Origin of the sequence: Sphingomonas mangrovi (assembly GCF_047975845.1) — a bacterium.
In the GTDB taxonomy this organism is placed as follows: Bacteria; Pseudomonadota; Alphaproteobacteria; order Sphingomonadales; family Sphingomonadaceae; genus Sphingomonas.
On sequence record NZ_JBIUCZ010000025.1, the window covers coordinates 35,288 to 51,474 of the forward strand.

Annotated in this window: 18 protein-coding genes; 14 read left to right on the top strand and 4 right to left on the bottom strand. The window is 69.6% G+C overall.

Translation table 11 applies throughout. The features are described 5' to 3' along the window. Positions 1–3 precede the first annotated feature (3 nt). The 8 genes from ACBY01_RS12405 to ACBY01_RS12440 all read left to right on the top strand — a co-directional run bounded on the left by ACBY01_RS12405 (position 4) and on the right by ACBY01_RS12440 (position 6,407). The gene (locus ACBY01_RS12405) at positions 4–129 is read left to right on the top strand and encodes a hypothetical protein (RefSeq protein ID WP_416461189.1); all 126 of its coding nucleotides are present in this window, start codon (positions 4–6) and stop codon (positions 127–129) included. A 28-nt stretch (positions 130–157) separates the two neighbouring features. After that, positions 158–769: a 3-isopropylmalate dehydratase small subunit gene (gene leuD, locus ACBY01_RS12410; protein WP_416461190.1), complete on the top strand. Its 612-nt coding sequence runs from the start codon at positions 158–160 to the stop codon at positions 767–769. A gap of 216 nt (positions 770–985) precedes the next feature. Then, positions 986–1,309, top strand: a complete 324-nt coding sequence (locus tag ACBY01_RS12415) for a DUF1476 domain-containing protein (protein WP_416461191.1) — start codon at positions 986–988, stop codon at positions 1,307–1,309. Between the two features lie 3 nt (positions 1,310–1,312). Next, positions 1,313–1,552, top strand: a complete 240-nt coding sequence (locus ACBY01_RS12420; protein WP_416461192.1) for a BolA family protein — start codon at positions 1,313–1,315, stop codon at positions 1,550–1,552. Positions 1,553–1,556: 4 nt separating this feature from the next. After that, a complete protein-coding gene (grxD, locus tag ACBY01_RS12425; RefSeq protein WP_416461209.1) occupies positions 1,557–1,883 on the top strand; it encodes a Grx4 family monothiol glutaredoxin in 327 nt (108 codons plus the stop codon). Between the two features lie 820 nt (positions 1,884–2,703). Beyond that, entirely contained in the window at positions 2,704–3,072 is a 369-nt protein-coding gene (locus tag ACBY01_RS12430; protein WP_416461193.1) for a BlaI/MecI/CopY family transcriptional regulator, read from the top strand. Beyond that, on the top strand, positions 3,069–4,580 hold the full coding sequence (locus tag ACBY01_RS12435) for a M56 family metallopeptidase (RefSeq protein ID WP_416461194.1): 1,512 nt from the start codon (positions 3,069–3,071) through the stop codon (positions 4,578–4,580). The genes ACBY01_RS12430 and ACBY01_RS12435 overlap by 4 nt, the downstream gene beginning before the upstream one ends. Positions 4,581–4,832: 252 nt before the next feature. Beyond that, positions 4,833–6,407 carry a PQQ-binding-like beta-propeller repeat protein gene (locus ACBY01_RS12440; protein WP_416461195.1) on the top strand — a complete coding sequence of 525 codons (1,575 nt, stop codon included), beginning with the start codon at positions 4,833–4,835 and terminating at the stop codon, positions 6,405–6,407. A 139-nt stretch (positions 6,408–6,546) separates the two neighbouring features. On the opposite strand, the gene ACBY01_RS12445 is transcribed toward ACBY01_RS12440, so the two are convergent. Next, entirely contained in the window at positions 6,547–7,377 is an 831-nt protein-coding gene (locus ACBY01_RS12445) for a phytanoyl-CoA dioxygenase family protein (protein ID WP_416461196.1), read from the bottom strand. A gap of 167 nt (positions 7,378–7,544) precedes the next feature. Between ACBY01_RS12445 and ACBY01_RS12450 the strand changes: the two genes are divergently transcribed. Genes ACBY01_RS12450 through ACBY01_RS12460 form a run of 3 tightly spaced genes read left to right on the top strand, consistent with a single transcriptional unit; the run spans position 7,545 to position 9,657 of the window. After that, a complete protein-coding gene (locus ACBY01_RS12450) occupies positions 7,545–8,411 on the top strand; it encodes an MBL fold metallo-hydrolase (RefSeq protein ID WP_416461197.1) in 867 nt (288 codons plus the stop codon). After that, the gene (locus tag ACBY01_RS12455; RefSeq protein WP_416461198.1) at positions 8,396–9,109 is read left to right on the top strand and encodes a DUF4230 domain-containing protein; all 714 of its coding nucleotides are present in this window, start codon (positions 8,396–8,398) and stop codon (positions 9,107–9,109) included. The genes ACBY01_RS12450 and ACBY01_RS12455 overlap by 16 nt, the downstream gene beginning before the upstream one ends. A 14-nt stretch (positions 9,110–9,123) precedes the next feature. After that, positions 9,124–9,657 (top strand): NUDIX domain-containing protein, encoded by a 534-nt coding sequence (locus ACBY01_RS12460; RefSeq protein WP_416461199.1) that lies wholly within the window; start codon positions 9,124–9,126, stop codon positions 9,655–9,657. Positions 9,658–9,999: 342 nt separating this feature from the next. Here the strand turns inward: ACBY01_RS12460 and ACBY01_RS12465 are convergent, their stop codons facing one another. Genes ACBY01_RS12465 through ACBY01_RS12475 form a run of 3 tightly spaced genes read right to left on the bottom strand, consistent with a single transcriptional unit; the run spans position 10,000 to position 12,211 of the window. Next, positions 10,000–11,169 (bottom strand): hypothetical protein, encoded by a 1,170-nt coding sequence (locus ACBY01_RS12465; protein ID WP_416461200.1) that lies wholly within the window; start codon positions 11,167–11,169, stop codon positions 10,000–10,002. A 50-nt stretch (positions 11,170–11,219) separates the two neighbouring features. Next, positions 11,220–11,576, bottom strand: coding sequence for a hypothetical protein (locus tag ACBY01_RS12470; RefSeq protein WP_416461201.1), 357 nt, complete (start codon positions 11,574–11,576; stop codon positions 11,220–11,222). After that, on the bottom strand, positions 11,573–12,211 hold the full coding sequence (locus ACBY01_RS12475; RefSeq protein WP_416461202.1) for a hypothetical protein: 639 nt from the start codon (positions 12,209–12,211) through the stop codon (positions 11,573–11,575). Before ACBY01_RS12475 ends, ACBY01_RS12470 begins: the two co-directional genes overlap by 4 nt. 43 nt (positions 12,212–12,254) lie before the next feature. Between ACBY01_RS12475 and nadA the strand changes: the two genes are divergently transcribed. The 3 genes from nadA to ACBY01_RS12490 all read left to right on the top strand — a co-directional run bounded on the left by nadA (position 12,255) and on the right by ACBY01_RS12490 (position 16,035). Further along, on the top strand, positions 12,255–13,265 hold the full coding sequence (gene nadA, locus ACBY01_RS12480) for a quinolinate synthase NadA (RefSeq protein WP_416461203.1): 1,011 nt from the start codon (positions 12,255–12,257) through the stop codon (positions 13,263–13,265). Between the two features lie 44 nt (positions 13,266–13,309). Next, positions 13,310–14,143, top strand: coding sequence for a TIGR00266 family protein (locus ACBY01_RS12485; RefSeq protein WP_416461204.1), 834 nt, complete (start codon positions 13,310–13,312; stop codon positions 14,141–14,143). A 197-nt stretch (positions 14,144–14,340) separates the two neighbouring features. After that, the gene (locus tag ACBY01_RS12490) at positions 14,341–16,035 is read left to right on the top strand and encodes a DEAD/DEAH box helicase (protein WP_416461205.1); all 1,695 of its coding nucleotides are present in this window, start codon (positions 14,341–14,343) and stop codon (positions 16,033–16,035) included. Positions 16,036–16,187 lie beyond the last annotated feature (152 nt).

The following is a 16,187-nucleotide window of genomic DNA, read 5'->3' on the forward strand; positions in this document are numbered from 1 at the left end:
GCGATGAAGCGAGCATTGTTGGCGCTGGTGGTTGGTGCGATCCTGAGCGGCCTTGCCGCGGCCTATGCCGCGAGTGCCGAACGATCGCCCTCGAAGCGCCCGGCGCTGTCGGACGACGCAGCGCGCTGAGCCGCGCTCCCGCCTGGAAGAAGAGCTTATGGAACCCGTCACCCGCGTCGAAGGGCGCGCCTATCCCTGGGGCGCCAAGAACATCGACACCGACATCATCATCCCCGCGCGCTGGCTCAAGACCACGACGCGCGAGGGGCTGGGGGAGGGCGCGTTCGAGAGCGTGCGTGCCGAGCCCGGCAACGTGTTCGACGATCCGCGCTATGCCGGCGCGCCGGTGCTGATCGCGGGCGAGAATTTCGGCTGCGGCTCCAGCCGCGAGCATGCCGCCTGGGCTTTGGGCGACATGGGGGTGAAGGCGGTGATCGCGCCGAGCTTCTCCGACATCTTCTCGGGCAACGCGTTCAAGAACGGCATCGTCGCCGTCGTGCTGCCGCAGGAAGCGGTCGACCGGCTGGTCGAGGTCGCGCGCGACAATCCCGTCACCGTCGATTTGGAGACGATGACGGTGACGACGCCATTCCAGGATCGCTTCGCGTTCGAGATGGACCCGTTCCGCCGCGCCTGCCTGATGGAGGGGCTCGACGAGATCGGCATCACCCTCGCGCGCGACGCGGCGATCGGCGGTTACGAGTCCGGAGTGGCCGCATCGCGCCCGTGGCTGAGCGCGTCGGCAGGCAACCTGCCCGCTGCCGCTTGAGAGGGAGCGCCACCCCGGCCTCCCTCGTCATGCTGACGAAAGTCAGCATCCAGACGCGCAACGCTCGCGCTTCCAGCGGTAGCGGAAATGGATTCCGACTTCCGTCGGGAGGACGAAGAAGGGGGGTGCTCGCCTCGCAGCAGGTCCCACCCAGCGCCCCCGTTGCCTTGCCGCCACACGCGTCCTATCTCCGGCGCGACAACACAGGGGACCGCAATGACCACCTTCGACGATCGCGAACGGGCGTTCGAAACCAAATTCGCGCGCGACGAGGAAATGGCGTTCCGCGTCACCGCACGCCGCAACCGGCTGCTCGGCCAGTGGGCGGCGGCGAAGATGAAGCTGACCCCCGAAGAGACCGACGCCTATGCCAAGGCGGTCGTCCAGGCCGACTTCGAGGAAGCCGGCGACAACGACGTGATCCGTAAGCTGGTCGGCGACCTCACCGCCGCCGGCGTCGCGACCGACGAGTCGACCGTGCGCAAGGCGCTCGAGGAGCTGACCGTCGAGGCGCGCCGCCAGCTGATGGAAGCGCGCTGAATCATGGGCATGCCCGCTGCCGAGATCGAGGCGCTGATCCGCGCCGGCATCCCCGACGCCACGGTGGAGATCACCGATCTCGCCGGGGACGGCGACCATTATGCCGCACGCGTGGTGTCGGAGAGCTTCCGCGGAATGCCGCGGGTGCGTCAGCACCAGGCGGTCTATGCCGCGCTCGGCGGCCGCATGGGGGGTGTCCTCCACGCGCTGCAGCTCACCACTGCCGCGCCCGTACAGGAGTAGAATGATGACCGAAGACGCCAACGCCCGCATCGACCAGGTCGTGAAGGCCAACGACGTGGTGCTGTTCATGAAGGGCAGCCCGCTGTTCCCGCAGTGCGGCTTTTCCAGCCGCGCGGTCGCGATCCTCAACCACCTGGGCATCGAGTTCGAGAGCGTCGACGTGCTGCAGGACCAGGCGATCCGCCAGGGCATCAAGGCCTATTCGGATTGGCCGACCATCCCGCAGCTCTACGTCCGCGGCGAGTTCGTCGGCGGCTCCGACATCATGATGGAAATGTACGAAAGCGGCGAACTCGCCCAGCTGTTCGGCGCCGAGCGCCCGGCGGCGTGATGCTTCGGGTCGCCCGCCCGAAAGGGGCGGGCGACCGGGTGGGGGCTTGCGCTGTGTTGCCGAGGGCAGTCCGTGCGGCGCTTTAGGCGGGCGGGCGCTTTGATGTGCATCCTCGCGGGCTGAAGTCCCGATGCTGCCTACGGTAGCGGTTTAACGCGGATTGTGGCCACGCGCCCGTTCCGTCCTCCTGCTCAGGCTGGTTGCCCACCTTCGGAGCGCCGCCGCGGAGGTCGTCCCTGCGGCACGAGACCCCAGCTTTCGCTGGGGTGACGATTTTCATGGATGGTGCGACGGCCGCCATCCACCTTCCTTGCGGCTTGGCCCATGCTTCGTGCCTCGTGCCTATGTCGCGCACATTGCTCCGCGCGCCCGCACACCGCGCCGGCCTGCAAGCCGCTCCTGTCCAGACAGCCTTCCCGTCATGCCAGCGAAAGCTGGCTTCTCCCACCGCGGGGGTGTCGCCGCTGCGGCACGCCACGACAGACCCGCGTCCCCGGCCGAGCCGTCGCCGACTCCCGCAATCACCAGCGCTGAACAGGGGACCGGGTGGGCGGATCGCGCGCGGGAAGCGCGCCGATCCGCCCGTTGAAGCGCGCCGACGCGCGATACGCCATGTCCTATGCAGCATGTGTGCCAAAGCCGCGCTCAGCCGGCCAATCCAACCACTTTGAGGGTTAACGGCGGCATCGGGAAGTGCGCCCCTGTAAAGCCTCTCGACACCCTCGCTTAGCGCCATACGGAGCCGAAATCACCGGGATAGCTCCCCCCTTGACTACACCCGTAATCAGGTAGACTACATCCGTAGTCAGGAGTTGCCGCCATGCCCGAACGGATCAGTGATGCCGAACATGTCGTGATGGAGGTGCTGTGGGACGAGAGCCCGCTCACCGCCCAGGAGGTGGTCGAGCGCGTGCCCGAGGATCGCGCCTGGAGCGCCAACACCGTCAAGACGCTGCTCGGCCGTCTGCTCGCCAAGCAGGTCGTCGGGCATGAGGAGGAGGGGCGCCGCTATCGCTATCGCCCGCTGGTCGCGCGCGACGATTACGTCGTGGGCGAATCGCAGCGGCTGATCGACCGGTTGTTCGGCGGCAGCCTTACCCCGCTGGTCGCGCACCTCGCGCGCCGCGACCAGCTCAGCAGCCGCGAGATCGAGGAGATTGAGGCGCTGCTCCGGGACCTCAAGCAATGAGCGCGCAGCCCGCGATCGGCTGGGCGGTCGAGACGCTGGTCGCCACGACGCTGCTGATGCTGTTGGTGCTGGCGCTGCGCGCGCCGGTGCGGCGCGCCTTCGGCCCCAGCGTCGCCTATGCGCTGTGGCTGCTGCCGGTGCTGCGGATGGCGCTGCCGCCGCTGCCGGCGGCGCTGCGGCTGTTCGACCGAGGGCCGATCGGCGCGCCGATCCCGCCCGGAACGGTGTCGCTCGGTTATCCGGTCGCGACCATCCCGGCGGTGCCGCAGGGGTGGGGCATGGCCGACGTGCCCGGGCTGGTCGTGCTGCTGTGGCTCGCCGGCGGCGTCGCCTTCTTCGCCTGGCATGTCGTGCGCCACGCCCGGTTTTGCCAGCGGGTGCTCGCCTCGGGGCGCGGCTACGACGTCGCCGAGGGCCGGGTGCGGGTGTTCGAGACTGCCGCCGCCAGCGGGCCGCTCGCCTTCGGCGTGTGGCGCCGCTACGTCGCCTTCCCGCGCGATTTCGCCGAGCGCTATGACGCGCAGGAGCGCACGCTCGCGCTGGCGCACGAGCTCGGCCACCACGCCCGCGGCGACCTGCTCGCCAACTGGATCGCGCTGGGCCTGCTCGCCTGCCACTGGTTCAACCCCGTCGCCTGGCGCGCCTTCCGCGCGTTCCGCGCCGATCAGGAAATGGCGTGCGACGCGATGGTGCTCGCCCGCGCCGCGCCCGGCGTCCGCCACGCCTATGGCCGCGCCATCGTCAAGTCCGCGCACGGCGGCGCCGTGTCCGCTGCCTGCCACCTCCACACCGTCCACGAACTCAAGGGGAGACTGAAGATGTTGTCCAAGCACCGCAGCCTGTCGCCGTTCCGTCGCATGGCCGGAGGCGCAGGCATCGCCGGAGCCGCGCTCGCGGCGCTGGGGCTCACCGCCTCCGGCACCCAGGCGGCCGAGACGCTGCGCACCCGTGTCACCCGCTCCACCGGCATCGACATCGCGCGGATCGACCTGCCCAGGCCGCAGTTGCTCCAGGCGAGCCCCGCGGCCCCGGCGGCACCTGCCGCTCCCGCGGCGCCAGCGACTCCCGGCGCTGCGCCCGCGCCTGCAGCCCCTTCGGCGCCTGTCGCGCCGGCGGGTCCGGTGCTCGTCCGGGCGCAGCGGATCGACAGCACGGGCAACGTCACCGAAGGGCGATGCGGCCGCGAAGGCGAGCCGGGTGCCTTCGTCATCAACCGTCCCCAGGGCGATCGGACGATGATGGTGGTGTGCGCCGACCGCATCGACGCGGTTTCGCAATCCGCGGCCGCCAGCGCTGCCCAGGCCGCCGCCGCGGCGGCCGGATCGATCGACGTCGCCGCGATCCGCAACAACGCGCTCACCGCCGCGATCGCCGGCCTGCGCGGCACCCGCAGCACGCTCGCCGCCAATCCCGACATGACCGCCGCCCAGCGCGCCGAGGCGCTCGCCGGCATCGACGCCAGCATCGCCGAGATCGAACAGGAAATGGCGAGCCCAGCGGAGGATTGAGGAAGGACCGGAGCCTTGCCACGGCTTCGGAGCGGAGGATTGTCGACGAAGGCCCGGTAGCAAGACGAAAAAAGATAAGTCTCGGCTAGATGCGCAGAGCGCATGCGTGGGCCCGGCAATCTTCCAAGTGCCGGGCCCTTTCTTTTTGCTTCGCGACTTTGTCTGCCCGCATCGACAAAGCGGCCGCTGCGCGGCAGAACCTCGCGGTGGCACAGGCGCGCCGAGCGATGGTGCCCAATGGGGGATGCGGTAATGAGGATGTGGGGAGGGGGCGTCGCCCCGGCGGCGCTGTGCTTGATGCTCGCGGGGTGCGGCGGGGGCGGGGATAGCGGGGGGAGCGTTACCGTCCCGTCGCCGACGCCGACCCTCAACGTCACGCTGTCTGCCACGTCGCAGGCGCTGACGATCACGGAGGACGACAGCGGGGCGACGCTGGGGTTCGATGCGACCGTGCAAGGCACCGGCAGCGATCCCGTCTTGGCCGACATCGGCTATGACCGGGGGCAACTCGTCCTCGTGGATCCCGTCGTGAAGAAGCCGAACGGCGGCTATCAGGTCCGTCTGCGTCCTGCTTCGACCCTAGCACCAGGCAGCTACAACGGCAGCGTCACCTTCCGCCTGTGCCGCGAAGCGGCATGCTCGACGGTGTATGGGGGGTCCACGCAGGTCTTTACCTACAAACTGACGGTGGGACTGGCGGACTGGACCACGTTCCAGCGCAATGCCGCACACACGGGGTTCGTGAACACGACGTTGAACCCTGCGTCCTTCGCGAAAGCTTGGGAATGGACTTCGGAAGGCAGCACCGGCGTCAGCACCATCGCTTCCTTCAACGGGCTCGCCTATGCCGTGACGCGCGATCAGGACGGCACGTCGAGCGTTCGTGCCTTGATTGCGGCGACGGGCCAGCCGCGCTGGTCCTACAACCTCGGCAGGATTTCCGACGTGAGCGCGCCGGCGATCGGCAACCGCAAGGTCTTCGTGACGACGCTGGTCTCGTCTTCGGAAAACAACGCCATCGTCCCTATCGACGCGGAAACCGGGCAGTTCGTCGGGCCGAACGCCCCGTTCGCGTCGCAGTGGTCGAGTTTCCTCGCGCCGACGCCCTATGGCGAAGGGCTGTACATGTCGGCGGGCTATTACGGGAACGTCGTCTACGGCTATGACTACTCCGCCCTGACATACTGGTACCATGAAGCCAGTGGATATATCTGGGATGGCCAGACGCCGGCCGTCGACGCCGACAGCGTCTATTATTATTCGGGTACCGCCATCGAGGTGATCGACCGTGCGACCGGGGCGCTCAAGCAGCATCTGCTCGATCCCTTCTTCCAGAACAGCGGCTACGACTATCATGGTGCGCCGATCCTGGGATCGAACGCGAACGTCCTCGCCTATTCGGGGCATCGCGGCGACGGTTCCCCGTCCGTGCTGGTAAATTGGTCGAAGACGACCGGTGCATATGCGTGGCGCAGCGCAGACAGCTACAGCACCACGCCAGCGGTCGGCGGCGGCATCGTATATCTGGCGCGCAATAATCCGGGTCGGCTCGACGCGCTCAACGAGAGTTCGGGAGCGCCGCAGTGGTCGTGGACGCCTCCGGCGGGCGAGCGCTTCGTCGGCAACACGGTCGCGACCCGGAATCTCGTCTTCGTCAGCACGGACAAGGCGGTCTACGCCATCCCGACGGAAGGCAATCACGCGCCGGTGTGGAGCGGTCCGACCGGAGGAGACATGGCGATCACCGGCGACGGGATGCTGATCGTGCGCAAGACTCCGGAAACCTATTCTAACCCTACCACGCTGGTCGCCTATCGCTTGCGCTGAGCCGACCCAGACGAGCCTCCCGGTTCCTCCGTGTTGGTGCGGTCGCGGCGCGCTCGCGAAGGTGTGCACCGGGCGCTGATCGGCGTAGCGGCTGCCCCGCGGCGGATGGCACCGGACGGCGCGAGGGCGAAAGCGGCGGCTACGCGGGTCGCTCCGGGCGGCTGCGTAGGCGGCCGACGGGAAGTTTAACGAGCGATCCGGCCAGCCGTTTGGCCGCGAGCCGGGTCTCGCCGAAGAGGCCGAACTGAAGGACCCACGCCCGGCGCGGCACGTCGCTGGCGTTGGCGCGCGCGCAGTGGAGCGTCGCAGGGGTGTGGATGGTCAGCCCGCCTGCCGACAGCGGACAGGCGACGCGGGCGGCGGGATCCGGGGCGGCGACCAGCCCGATGCGGCCGGAGGCGCGCAGCACCGTCTCGTGGCGGAGCGCCGGGCGGCGGTGGCTGCCGGGAAGGAACTCCATGCAGCCGCCGTCGCGCGCAACATCCTGCAACGGGATCCAGAAGTGCAGCTGGTGCGGCCGTGGCAACTGCCACCGTCGGAAGGCGGCATCCTGATGCCAGGGCGTCTCGGTGCGGTTGTGCGCCGCCTTGTAGATGGCATGGTCGAAGGCGTGCGACCCCGGGCCGGCAAGCCGCCGCGCCAGGGTGGTGCAACGCCGGAACACCGCAGTCTGGAGCAGCGCGGGCGCAAGCGTGGCGGCGTAGTTGAGTTCGATCTGGTCCCATCCGCCGGGCGCGTCGGCGGGGTAGCACACCAGCAGCGCGTTCGCCGCCGGCATCCGCATCGCGCGCTCGAACGCTCGGTCGAGCAGCGTCTGCACCGCCTGCACCTCGGTCGCGGAGAAGAGCCGTTCGACCGCCACAAAGCCGTCCCGCCGCAGCGCCTCGGCCGCCGTCTGCGAGAGCCAATCGTCCACCGCGTCATAGATGGGTGCAGGACTGGAGCGCCGGCGCAGGCGAGGCAGGATCATCGCAGGCTCCCAAGACTCCCCGTCGAGCTATCCGACAGCGGCACCTGCGGCGACGGGGGATGGCTCCACTTGCGATCCATCGGCGGCATGGGCGAGCGCGCCTTCGTCCGCATGGGCGGCGCGCTCGCCATCTTGTGCCCCGCCGCCCGAGCCGCCATGTCGGGGGCATGACGCATCCCCCGACCGGTGTTCCGATCGCGCTGGAGCCGCTGGTGCTGCGCGTCCTCGCTCCCAACGCCTCGCCCTATACCCACACCGGCACGCAGAGCTATGTCGTCGGCGGTGCCGAGGACGCGGCGGTGATCGATCCCGGGCCGGTCGACGAGGCGCACCTCGATGCGCTGCTCGCCGCGGTCGGCGATCGCCGCGTGACGGCGGTGCTGTGCACCCATACCCATCGCGACCACAGCCCCGCCGCCGCACCGCTCGCCCGGCGGACCGGCGCGCCGGTGGTCGGCTGCGCGCCGCTGACGATGGACGACGCCGGCCCGCGCGCCGACGCCGCGTTCGATGTCGCCTATGCGCCCGACCGCGTGCTCGCCGATGGGGAAGGGGTGGCAGGCGAGGGCTGGTCGCTGGTCGCGGTGGCGACGCCCGGCCACACCTCCAACCACCTCGCCTTCGCGCTGCCCGAGAGCGGCGCGCTGTTCAGCGGCGACCATGTCATGGGCTGGTCGACCACGATCGTCTCGCCGCCCGACGGCGACATGACCGCCTATATGGCGAGCCTGGAGACGCTGATGGGCCGCGACGACCGCGTCTACTATCCCGGCCACGGCGAGGCGGTGGAGAACCCGCAGCGCTTCGTGCGCGGGCTGCTCGGCCACCGCAAGGCGCGCGAGGGGCAGATCCTGCGGCTGCTCGGCGAGGGCGTCGGCGCCATTCCGGCGTTGGTCCGGCGGATGTACGTCGGGCTCGACGCGACGCTGCTGCCCGCGGCCGAGCGCTCGGTGCTCGCGCATCTTCTCGACCTTCGGGGGCGCGGGCTGGCGATGGAGACGGGTGCGGGAGAGACGCTGTGGCGACGCAACTGAGGCCGGGCGTGCTGCGCACCCTCCTCGCGCTGGTGCTCGGCGTCGGGCTGACGCTGGGGGCGGTGGCGATCTACCAGCGCTACACCGAGGAATATGTCGTCACCGAGGAGGAGGACGGCACCGCCGTCACCCGGCTGGTGACCGCCCGGCTTTCGGGCGCCGCCACGCTCAAGGTCGCCGAGCTGTCGGGTACGCTCCAGAGCACCGCCACCGACGTGCGCGGCTACGGCATGCTCAAGTCCAATCAGGTGATCAAGGCGCCCTTTTCGGTCGACTACTTCGTCGACGTGTCGCGGATCGGCCCGTCGGATCTGCAATGGTCCGAGAGCACCCGCACGCTGGTGATCGACGCCCCCGACGTGACGGTCGGCAAGCCCAATGTGGACGAGGCGCAGCGCACGCTGGTCCGCACCGAAGGCATGTTCGTCACCCGCGCGGCCGGCGAGGAACTCGCCCGCCGCACCTCGCAGGCGGCGCAGGCCAAGGCGCAGACCGAGGCACGCTCGCCCGAGCGCATGGCGCAGGCCCGCGAGAAGGCGCGCACGGCGCTCGCCCGGCTGCTCGGCGCACCGCTGGCGAGCGTCGGCTATGGCGACGCGCGCGTGCTGGTGACCTTCCCGGGCGAGCGCCGCTCGCAGGACCGGGAACGCTGGGACGTCACCGCCCCGGTCGACGAGGTGCTCGCCAACCGGCGATAGCGGCAGCCGGGCGGTTGCACGGCGGCGACGCGGCGTTACCGTCGCGCAATCGGCAACCACGGCGGAGACGCGCGATCGCCCTGCATCATCGGCTCCTGGTCGGCGCGGCCCGGCTGGTATGGCGTGTCACCAAGCCGCGCACGGTCGGCGTCCGCGCGGTGCTGCTCGATCCCGACGATCGGATCGCGCTCATCCGCCACACCTATGCGGAGCACTGGTACCTGCCCGGCGGAGGCGTGAAGAAGGGCGAGAGCGCCGAGACGGCACTCCACCGCGAGCTTGCGGAGGAAGTGGCAGTTGACGGCGCGGCCGTCGACCGGATCCTGGGCGTCTATCACAGCCGACTGGAAGGCAAGGACGATCACGTGATCGTCTTCGTCGCGCGGGTCTCGGCCGAAGCCGCGGCAGGGCTGCGCCGTGCCGACGCGCTGGAGGTCGCGGAGGCGGCATGGTTTCCGCTCGATGCCCTGCCTGCCGCGACCTCGCCGGCCACGCGCCGCCGGATCGACGAGCTTCGCCGGGGAGCGACGGGGCTGGGGGCGTGGTAGGTGGAGTAGGCTAGGTCGCGGTCTTACGGGAGCCGACGGGCCGATCGACGTCGGCGAGGAGGCCCCTCTCATCCCTTCTTCCGTTCGTCTCGTGTCGCGGTCGAGATTGTAGAGGCAGCGTATCGATAGGCCGGGTGGCTCTCTCCATACGGGCGCTCGAAACGCTTGATCCTTTCTCGAGACGAACGGAGAAGATTGAAGGCCGTCCGGCATGGTGGGCGGCAGACGGCGACCGGCAGTGCTCGAGGATGCGACGCGATGCCCCGTCGACCGCGACGCAGCACGCCGTCGCGATGCCGGAGATCACGCGCCGCACGGCTCTGGTAGTGGCGTCCCGCCGCGCTAGCCGGCGCCGTCGTCTGCAATGACTCGCGTGACGATGCGGTGCAGCGAAGCCTCGCTGGTCACGTCTTGAAACATCACGTCGGTCAATCCTGCCCGCATGACGCGCTCCGCCAGCGCATCCGTTGCGATCAACCCTCCTCGAGTATCGCGAAACAGCGGCGCGGGCGGCACGAAACCGTCCCGCCATATCGTCCGGCGCGGCGCAGCATGCGGTCCGTGGTGTGCGAGCACCCAAGCTGTCGAGAGGCTTCCGTCCGCATCCCTGTCCGGCTCGTACCCATACATCCGAGCAAGATCCACGGGGTCGGCCTCATGCACGGCGTGGAGGACCTTGTAGTCCGCAGCGCGTGCCGCATCGGCGCTGCCGCGCGTGTCCACCTCCCCATATTCGACGGTGTGGGGCGGAAGGTCGAGTGCATCCCGTAGCCGGCCCGAAACGAACTGGAAGCCGCTCCAGATGAGGTCGGGGGCGAAGCCATGCTCCTTGAGCACCAGGATCGGCGTCGGCATCGCTGCGACGCAGTGTTTTCCATCGGACGGAAAGAGGTCGGCGATGTTCGCGATCTTGAACCGCGGAGGACGTTCCAATTCCAACTGCGAGAGGCGTTCCATCACGGTGAGCGACGGAAGCATCGGCCACAGGCGCGGCTGGTCCGAGGGCGGTGGTGGCGGTGGCCGCGTCGCGGCCGCCACGCGCGCGGCATCGAAGGGGTGATGGCCGGCGAGCGTCGTCGTGATCGCTTCCCAGTCGAGCGCCAGCGCGACCCCGATCGCATCGTCGGGGGCGAGCCCCTCGCCATGGATAGTGAGAAAGACGCTGCCGCGAAGATCCCCCGGCCCGCCGCGTAGCGTCACGGAAAGCGCATCCAGAGCACCGTCGTGCATGACGAGATTGGCTCGGCGGTTCCGCAGAAGCCAGCACCGCATGCCCGTAGCTCCGTCTGCCGTTTGCTCTATGGGTAGGTACATCGACTGCGCCACCCGCGACTCCGCCCATTCGCCCGCCGTTATTTCGACGACCGCCCGCATCCCGCCGCGACGGTAGGTGCGCAGGAGCAGCAATCCGCCACCCCGATGTCGTTCGAAGCCAGTGTCTTCTTCCGCGATCCAGCCAGGTATCTCCGGCAGCAGGCGGGTGTGGTGGGGATATGAAGCGCTGATCGCCATTTCCTTTCGAGTTCGCCGCGATCGAGGAGGGCGCGTCGCGCGGCTAGGCTTTAGTCGCGGAGAGGCCTCTCGGGCGTAGGACACTCCGCGTCCGTACACGGCAGCAACCGGATCTCGATCACCCCCTTGCCGTCCTGCAACTGGGTCGCGATTTCCGCGATGGTCCCTGCGGAAACGGCCGGATCGCTCGTGGGCAAGGCGATGCTCAGCACCGAGGCCCCTAGGTAGCCGTCGGTCCGCACGTCGGCGCTTGCGACGTCGAGCCGAAGCGACGGCTCGGCCGTTTCGCTCGGCGCCGGCACCAGCGCCGGCGTGATCTGCGGAAAGGCTCTCGCTCGCTGCGAGAACCACAGCGGCCCCGTCGCTGCAAGCAACACCGCGCCTGCTGCCGACGCCTGGCGGATCATGCGCCGACGACCTTTGGTATCAAGCCCTGGACAAGCGCGTCCAGCACCTTGCCCGCGCTGGCCGCATCTGCCGCCAGTACCCGGATGGTCAGGAGGTCGCCGTCGCGCAGGACGACCGCGGTCGCGCCGGCCCTACCTCCCATCGACCAGGAACTGATCCAGCCGACCGCAGGCGAAACGCTGAGCGCGCTCAGCTCACAGCTGGGATCGCGCGCTTTGCATTGTTCTTCCAGCGTCGCGATGCGCGTTTGACCCGACCGGACGCGTTGCTCGGTGCCGTCGGCTTGGCGCCCGAGCGAAAGCGCGACGAGCGGCTCGCCCACGCAGTCCTCGCAGTGCAGCACGACTTGGCTTTCCGTCGTCGAGCGTTCGAAGCCGGCCCCCAGGACAGCGGCCGCCTGACCGGCGAGCTCGGCGATCTCCCGGACCGCAAACCCCTCCGCACTCGCAGGCATGCCGATGGTCGCTGCGAGCGCAGCAAGTGTCGGGCCTAAGAGCCTCAACCGGTGCCGGACCATCGTGCCTCCATCGAACCCGTCGCCGAGATTTTGGACGAAGCCGCACCAGGCTGCAACGGCGGGCTTGCCGGCACCGTCACGCGCGCGCATCTTGCCGCATCGGCCGCAAATGGCCATGTGAGCGCCTCGACCGCCCGCATCGGGCGGCAGGGGAGCTGGAATGGACGCACGCAACGGCATCGGTGGCACTCTGGCCGGGGTCGATCTGCTCGCCGAGATCGATCGGCTGCGCAAGGAGCGCAACGCCGTCATCCTCGCCCATTATTATCAGAAGCCCGAGATCCAGGACCTCGCCGATTTCGTCGGCGACAGCCTCGACCTCAGCCGCAAGGCGGCGGCGACCGATGCCGAGGTGATCGCCTTTTGCGGCGTGCGCTTCATGGCGGAGACCGCCAAGATCCTGAGCCCCGAAAAGGTCGTGGTGCTGCCGGACATGGCCGCCGGCTGCAGCCTGGAGGATAGCTGCCCGCCCGAGCAGTTCGCCGCCTTCCGCGCACAGCACCCGGATCACATCGCGCTCACCTACATCAACTGCTCGACCGAGGTGAAAGCGCTCAGCGACATCATCGTCACCTCGTCCTCGGCGGAAAAGATCCTCAGCCAGATTCCCCCGAGCCAGAAGATCATCTTCGGCCCCGACCGCAATCTGGGCGGCTATCTCGCGCGCAAGACCGGCCGTGACCTGCTGCTGTGGCCGGGCGTGTGCATCGTGCACGAGGCGTTCTCGGAAACCGAGCTGCTCAAGCTGCGCGCCGAGCATCCCGGTGCGCCGGTGGCGGCGCATCCCGAATGCCCGGCGGTGATTCTCGACCACGCCGACTATGTCGGATCGACCCGCGGCATCCTGGAATACGCGCAGGCGATGTCGGGCGACACGCTGCTCGTCGCGACCGAGCCGCACATCATCCACCAGATGCAGAAGGCGATGCCCGACAAGCAGTTCATCGGCGCGCCGGGTGCCGACGGCAACTGCAACTGCAACATATGCCCGTACATGGCGCTCAACACGATCGAGAAGCTGTACCTGGCGCTGCGCGACCTGGAGCCGCGGATCGAGATCGAGGAAGACCTGCGCCTGAAGGCCAAGGTCTCGCTCGACCGCATGCTCGGCCTTGCCGCCGGCACGGTCGGTCTGGGCGATCTGGGGCCGGTGAAGGTCACCGGCGACTAAGGGCCTTCGGCCGCCGTCCCACCCGTTCCCGACTCGGAGGTCCCATGTCCCGCCCCAGCCCCTGGCAGCACCACCGTAGCACCGGCATGGCCGACGACATCGATTTCGAGATCAAGGGCGAGGAGCTCCAGTTCCTCGAGATCGAGCTCGATCCCGGCGAAAGTGCGGTGGCGGAAGCCGGGGCGCTGGTGTGGAAGGATTCAGCGGTATCGATGGCGACCGTCTTCGGCGACGGCAGCGGCCAGGACGCGGGCTTCATGGGCAAGCTGCTCGGCGCCGGCCGCCGGCTGGTGACGGGCGAGACCCTGTTCACCACCGTCTTCACCCATCAGGGCCGCGGCAAGGCGCGTGTTGCCTTCGCGTCGCCGACGCCCGGCGCGATCCTGCCGATCCGCCTGGGCGAGCTCGGCGGGCGGCTGATCTGCCAGAAGGACAGCTTCCTCGCCGCCGCCAAGGGCGTGTCGATCGGCGTCCATTTCCAGAAGCGCGTGCTCACCGGCTTGTTTGGCGGCGAGGGCTTCGTCATGCAGAAGCTGGAGGGCGACGGCTGGGTCTTCGTCCAGATGGGCGGCACCGTGGTCGAACGCACGCTCGGCCCCGGCGAGGAACTGCACGTCGATACCGGCTGCCTGGCGGCAATGACCGACGGCGTCGACTTCGATCTCGTCCCCGTCGGCGGCGTGAAGAGCGTGTTCTTCGGCGGTGAGGGGCTGTTCTTCGCCCGGCTGCGCGGGCCGGGCAAGGTGTGGATCCAGTCGCTGCCCTTCTCGCGTCTCGCCGGCCGGATGCTCGCAGCGGCGGGCAGCCGCGGCGGCCAGAATCGCGGCGAGGGATCGATCCTCGGCGGCCTGGGCGACTTCGTCGGCGGCAACGACTAGGGCGGGGCTCTTCCGTGCGTTTCGGCGGATTCGATGCCCGTTGAAGACGAGCGGGTAGGCGGTTCGACGAAAAGCGACCCACGCATCCCCGGTGCGCCGCAAACCAGCCGTTCGATACACCTGTGTCGCGGGTGCGTCCCGCACGCGCGCACCGTAGGGCCTTGTGCCGCGGGGCGGAAAGCGCCATCTGCGCGCGCATGCACTTTGGTAACGTTCCCGAACCGCTCGCCGCGGCGCTCGTCGCGCGCGGCTATGAAGCGCCCACCGCCGTCCAGGCCGCCGTCGTCCAGCCCGAGGCGGAGGGACGCGACCTCGTCGTCTCGGCGCAGACCGGCTCGGGCAAGACCGTCGCCTTCGGCCTGGCGATGGCGCCGCAGTTGCTGGCGGAGGACGGCGTCGGCCCGGCCGGCGCGCCGCTCGCCATCGCCATCGCCCCGACGCGCGAACTCGCGCTGCAGGTCGCGCGCGAACTCGGCTGGCTCTATGCCCAGACCGGCGCGCGGATCGCCACCTGTGTCGGCGGCATGGATCCGTCGCGCGAGCGTCGCACGCTCAGCCACGGCGCCCACATCGTCGTCGGCACGCCGGGGCGTCTGCGCGACCACCTCGAACGCGGCGCGCTCGACCTGTCGGCGATCCGCGCCGCGGTGCTCGACGAGGCCGACGAGATGCTCGACATGGGCTTTCGCGAGGACCTGGAGCAGATCCTCGACGCGACGCCCGACACCCGCCGCACGCTGTTGTTCTCGGCGACGATGCCGCGCCCGATCGTCGCGCTCGCCAAGCGCTACCAGCGCGACGCGATGCGCATCGAGACGCTGTCGGCCGATCGCGGCCACGGCGACATCGCCTATCAGTGCGTCACGGTGGCGCCGCCCGACATCGAGAATGCGGTGGTCAACCTGCTGCGCTTCCACGAGCCGGACACCGCCTTCCTGTTCTGCGCCACGCGTGAGGCGGTACGCCACCTCCACGCCAGCCTGGTCGAGCGCGGCTTCGACGCGGTGGCGCTGTCGGGCGAGCACAGCCAGAACGAGCGCAACCACGCGCTCCAGGCGCTGCGCGACCGCCGCGCACGCGTCTGCGTCGCGACCGACGTCGCCGCGCGCGGGATCGACCTGCCGTCGCTCAGCCTGGTGGTCCACGTCGAACTGCCGCGCGATGCCGAGGCGCTCCAGCACCGTTCGGGCCGCACCGGCCGCGCGGGCAAGAAGGGCGTCGCTGTGCTGGTGGTGCCGTACCAGCGTCGCCGCCGCGTCGAATCGATGCTGCGCGGCGCGAAGATCAACGCCGAATGGGTCGAGGTGCCGAGCCCCGAGTCGATCCGCGCGGCCGATCGCGAGCGGCTGCTCACCAAGCTGTCCGAGCCGGTCGAGTTGGACGAGGAGGATCGCGCGCTGGGCGCCCGGCTGCTCGAAGGCCGCGAGCCCGCCGATCTCGCCGCGCTGTTGGTGCGCGCCTATCGCGCCAAGCTGCCGGCGCCCGAGGAACTGGTCGGCGGCAGCGCCGAGCGTCGCCCGCGCGACGACGGCCCGCGCCCGGGCTTCGAGGACAGCGTGTGGTTCCGCATGAACATCGGCCGCCGCCACAACGCCGATCCGCGCTGGCTGCTGCCGCTGCTGTGTCGTCGCGGCCACATCACCAAGGGCGAGGTGGGCGCGATCCGCATCGGTGCCGACGAGACCGCTTTCCAGATCCCGCGCGCGGTCGCCAGCCGCTTCGTCGCCGCGATCAAGCGCACCGCGGGCGAGGGCGACGACGATCTGCGCGTCCTGCCGATGGACGGCCCGCCGCCGCCGGGAAGCAGCGGCCCGCGCCCGAACCGTGGCCCGCACCCGAACGCCGGACGCCACCAGGCACGACCGTTCCGCCCCCGCGCCCCGCGCGGGTGAGCTGCGGCCGCCGTCCAGTTTACTAATTAGGAACCGTCATCCAGCGAAAGCGGGACCTTTGCATAAAGCTGGGGATGTAATTCTCTTCGCTGGGTATCGGAGAGATGAGATGCGCAAGCAGACGAGGCCGGCGTCCTTTGCGGACCTGTTGG

What these genes read in the sequence shown, in the direction of transcription:
- ACBY01_RS12475 (WP_416461202.1), bottom strand. Translation starts at nt 12,211, where the DNA reads ATGGCCATTTGCGGCCGATGCGGCAAGATGCGCGCGCGTGACGGTGCC.
- ACBY01_RS12435 (WP_416461194.1), top strand. Translation starts at nt 3,069, where the DNA reads ATGAGCGCGCAGCCCGCGATCGGCTGGGCGGTCGAGACGCTGGTCGCC.
- grxD (WP_416461209.1), top strand. Translation starts at nt 1,557, where the DNA reads ATGACCGAAGACGCCAACGCCCGCATCGACCAGGTCGTGAAGGCCAAC.
- ACBY01_RS12415 (WP_416461191.1), top strand. Translation starts at nt 986, where the DNA reads ATGACCACCTTCGACGATCGCGAACGGGCGTTCGAAACCAAATTCGCG.
- ACBY01_RS12405 (WP_416461189.1), top strand. Translation starts at nt 4, where the DNA reads ATGAAGCGAGCATTGTTGGCGCTGGTGGTTGGTGCGATCCTGAGCGGC.
- ACBY01_RS12440 (WP_416461195.1), top strand. Translation starts at nt 4,833, where the DNA reads ATGAGGATGTGGGGAGGGGGCGTCGCCCCGGCGGCGCTGTGCTTGATG.
- nadA (WP_416461203.1), top strand. Translation starts at nt 12,255, where the DNA reads ATGGACGCACGCAACGGCATCGGTGGCACTCTGGCCGGGGTCGATCTG.
- ACBY01_RS12445 (WP_416461196.1), bottom strand. Translation starts at nt 7,377, where the DNA reads ATGATCCTGCCTCGCCTGCGCCGGCGCTCCAGTCCTGCACCCATCTAT.
- ACBY01_RS12430 (WP_416461193.1), top strand. Translation starts at nt 2,704, where the DNA reads ATGCCCGAACGGATCAGTGATGCCGAACATGTCGTGATGGAGGTGCTG.
- ACBY01_RS12470 (WP_416461201.1), bottom strand. Translation starts at nt 11,576, where the DNA reads ATGATCCGCCAGGCGTCGGCAGCAGGCGCGGTGTTGCTTGCAGCGACG.
- ACBY01_RS12450 (WP_416461197.1), top strand. Translation starts at nt 7,545, where the DNA reads ATGACGCATCCCCCGACCGGTGTTCCGATCGCGCTGGAGCCGCTGGTG.
- ACBY01_RS12420 (WP_416461192.1), top strand. Translation starts at nt 1,313, where the DNA reads ATGGGCATGCCCGCTGCCGAGATCGAGGCGCTGATCCGCGCCGGCATC.
- ACBY01_RS12490 (WP_416461205.1), top strand. Translation starts at nt 14,341, where the DNA reads ATGCACTTTGGTAACGTTCCCGAACCGCTCGCCGCGGCGCTCGTCGCG.
- ACBY01_RS12465 (WP_416461200.1), bottom strand. Translation starts at nt 11,169, where the DNA reads ATGGCGATCAGCGCTTCATATCCCCACCACACCCGCCTGCTGCCGGAG.
- leuD (WP_416461190.1), top strand. Translation starts at nt 158, where the DNA reads ATGGAACCCGTCACCCGCGTCGAAGGGCGCGCCTATCCCTGGGGCGCC.
- ACBY01_RS12485 (WP_416461204.1), top strand. Translation starts at nt 13,310, where the DNA reads ATGTCCCGCCCCAGCCCCTGGCAGCACCACCGTAGCACCGGCATGGCC.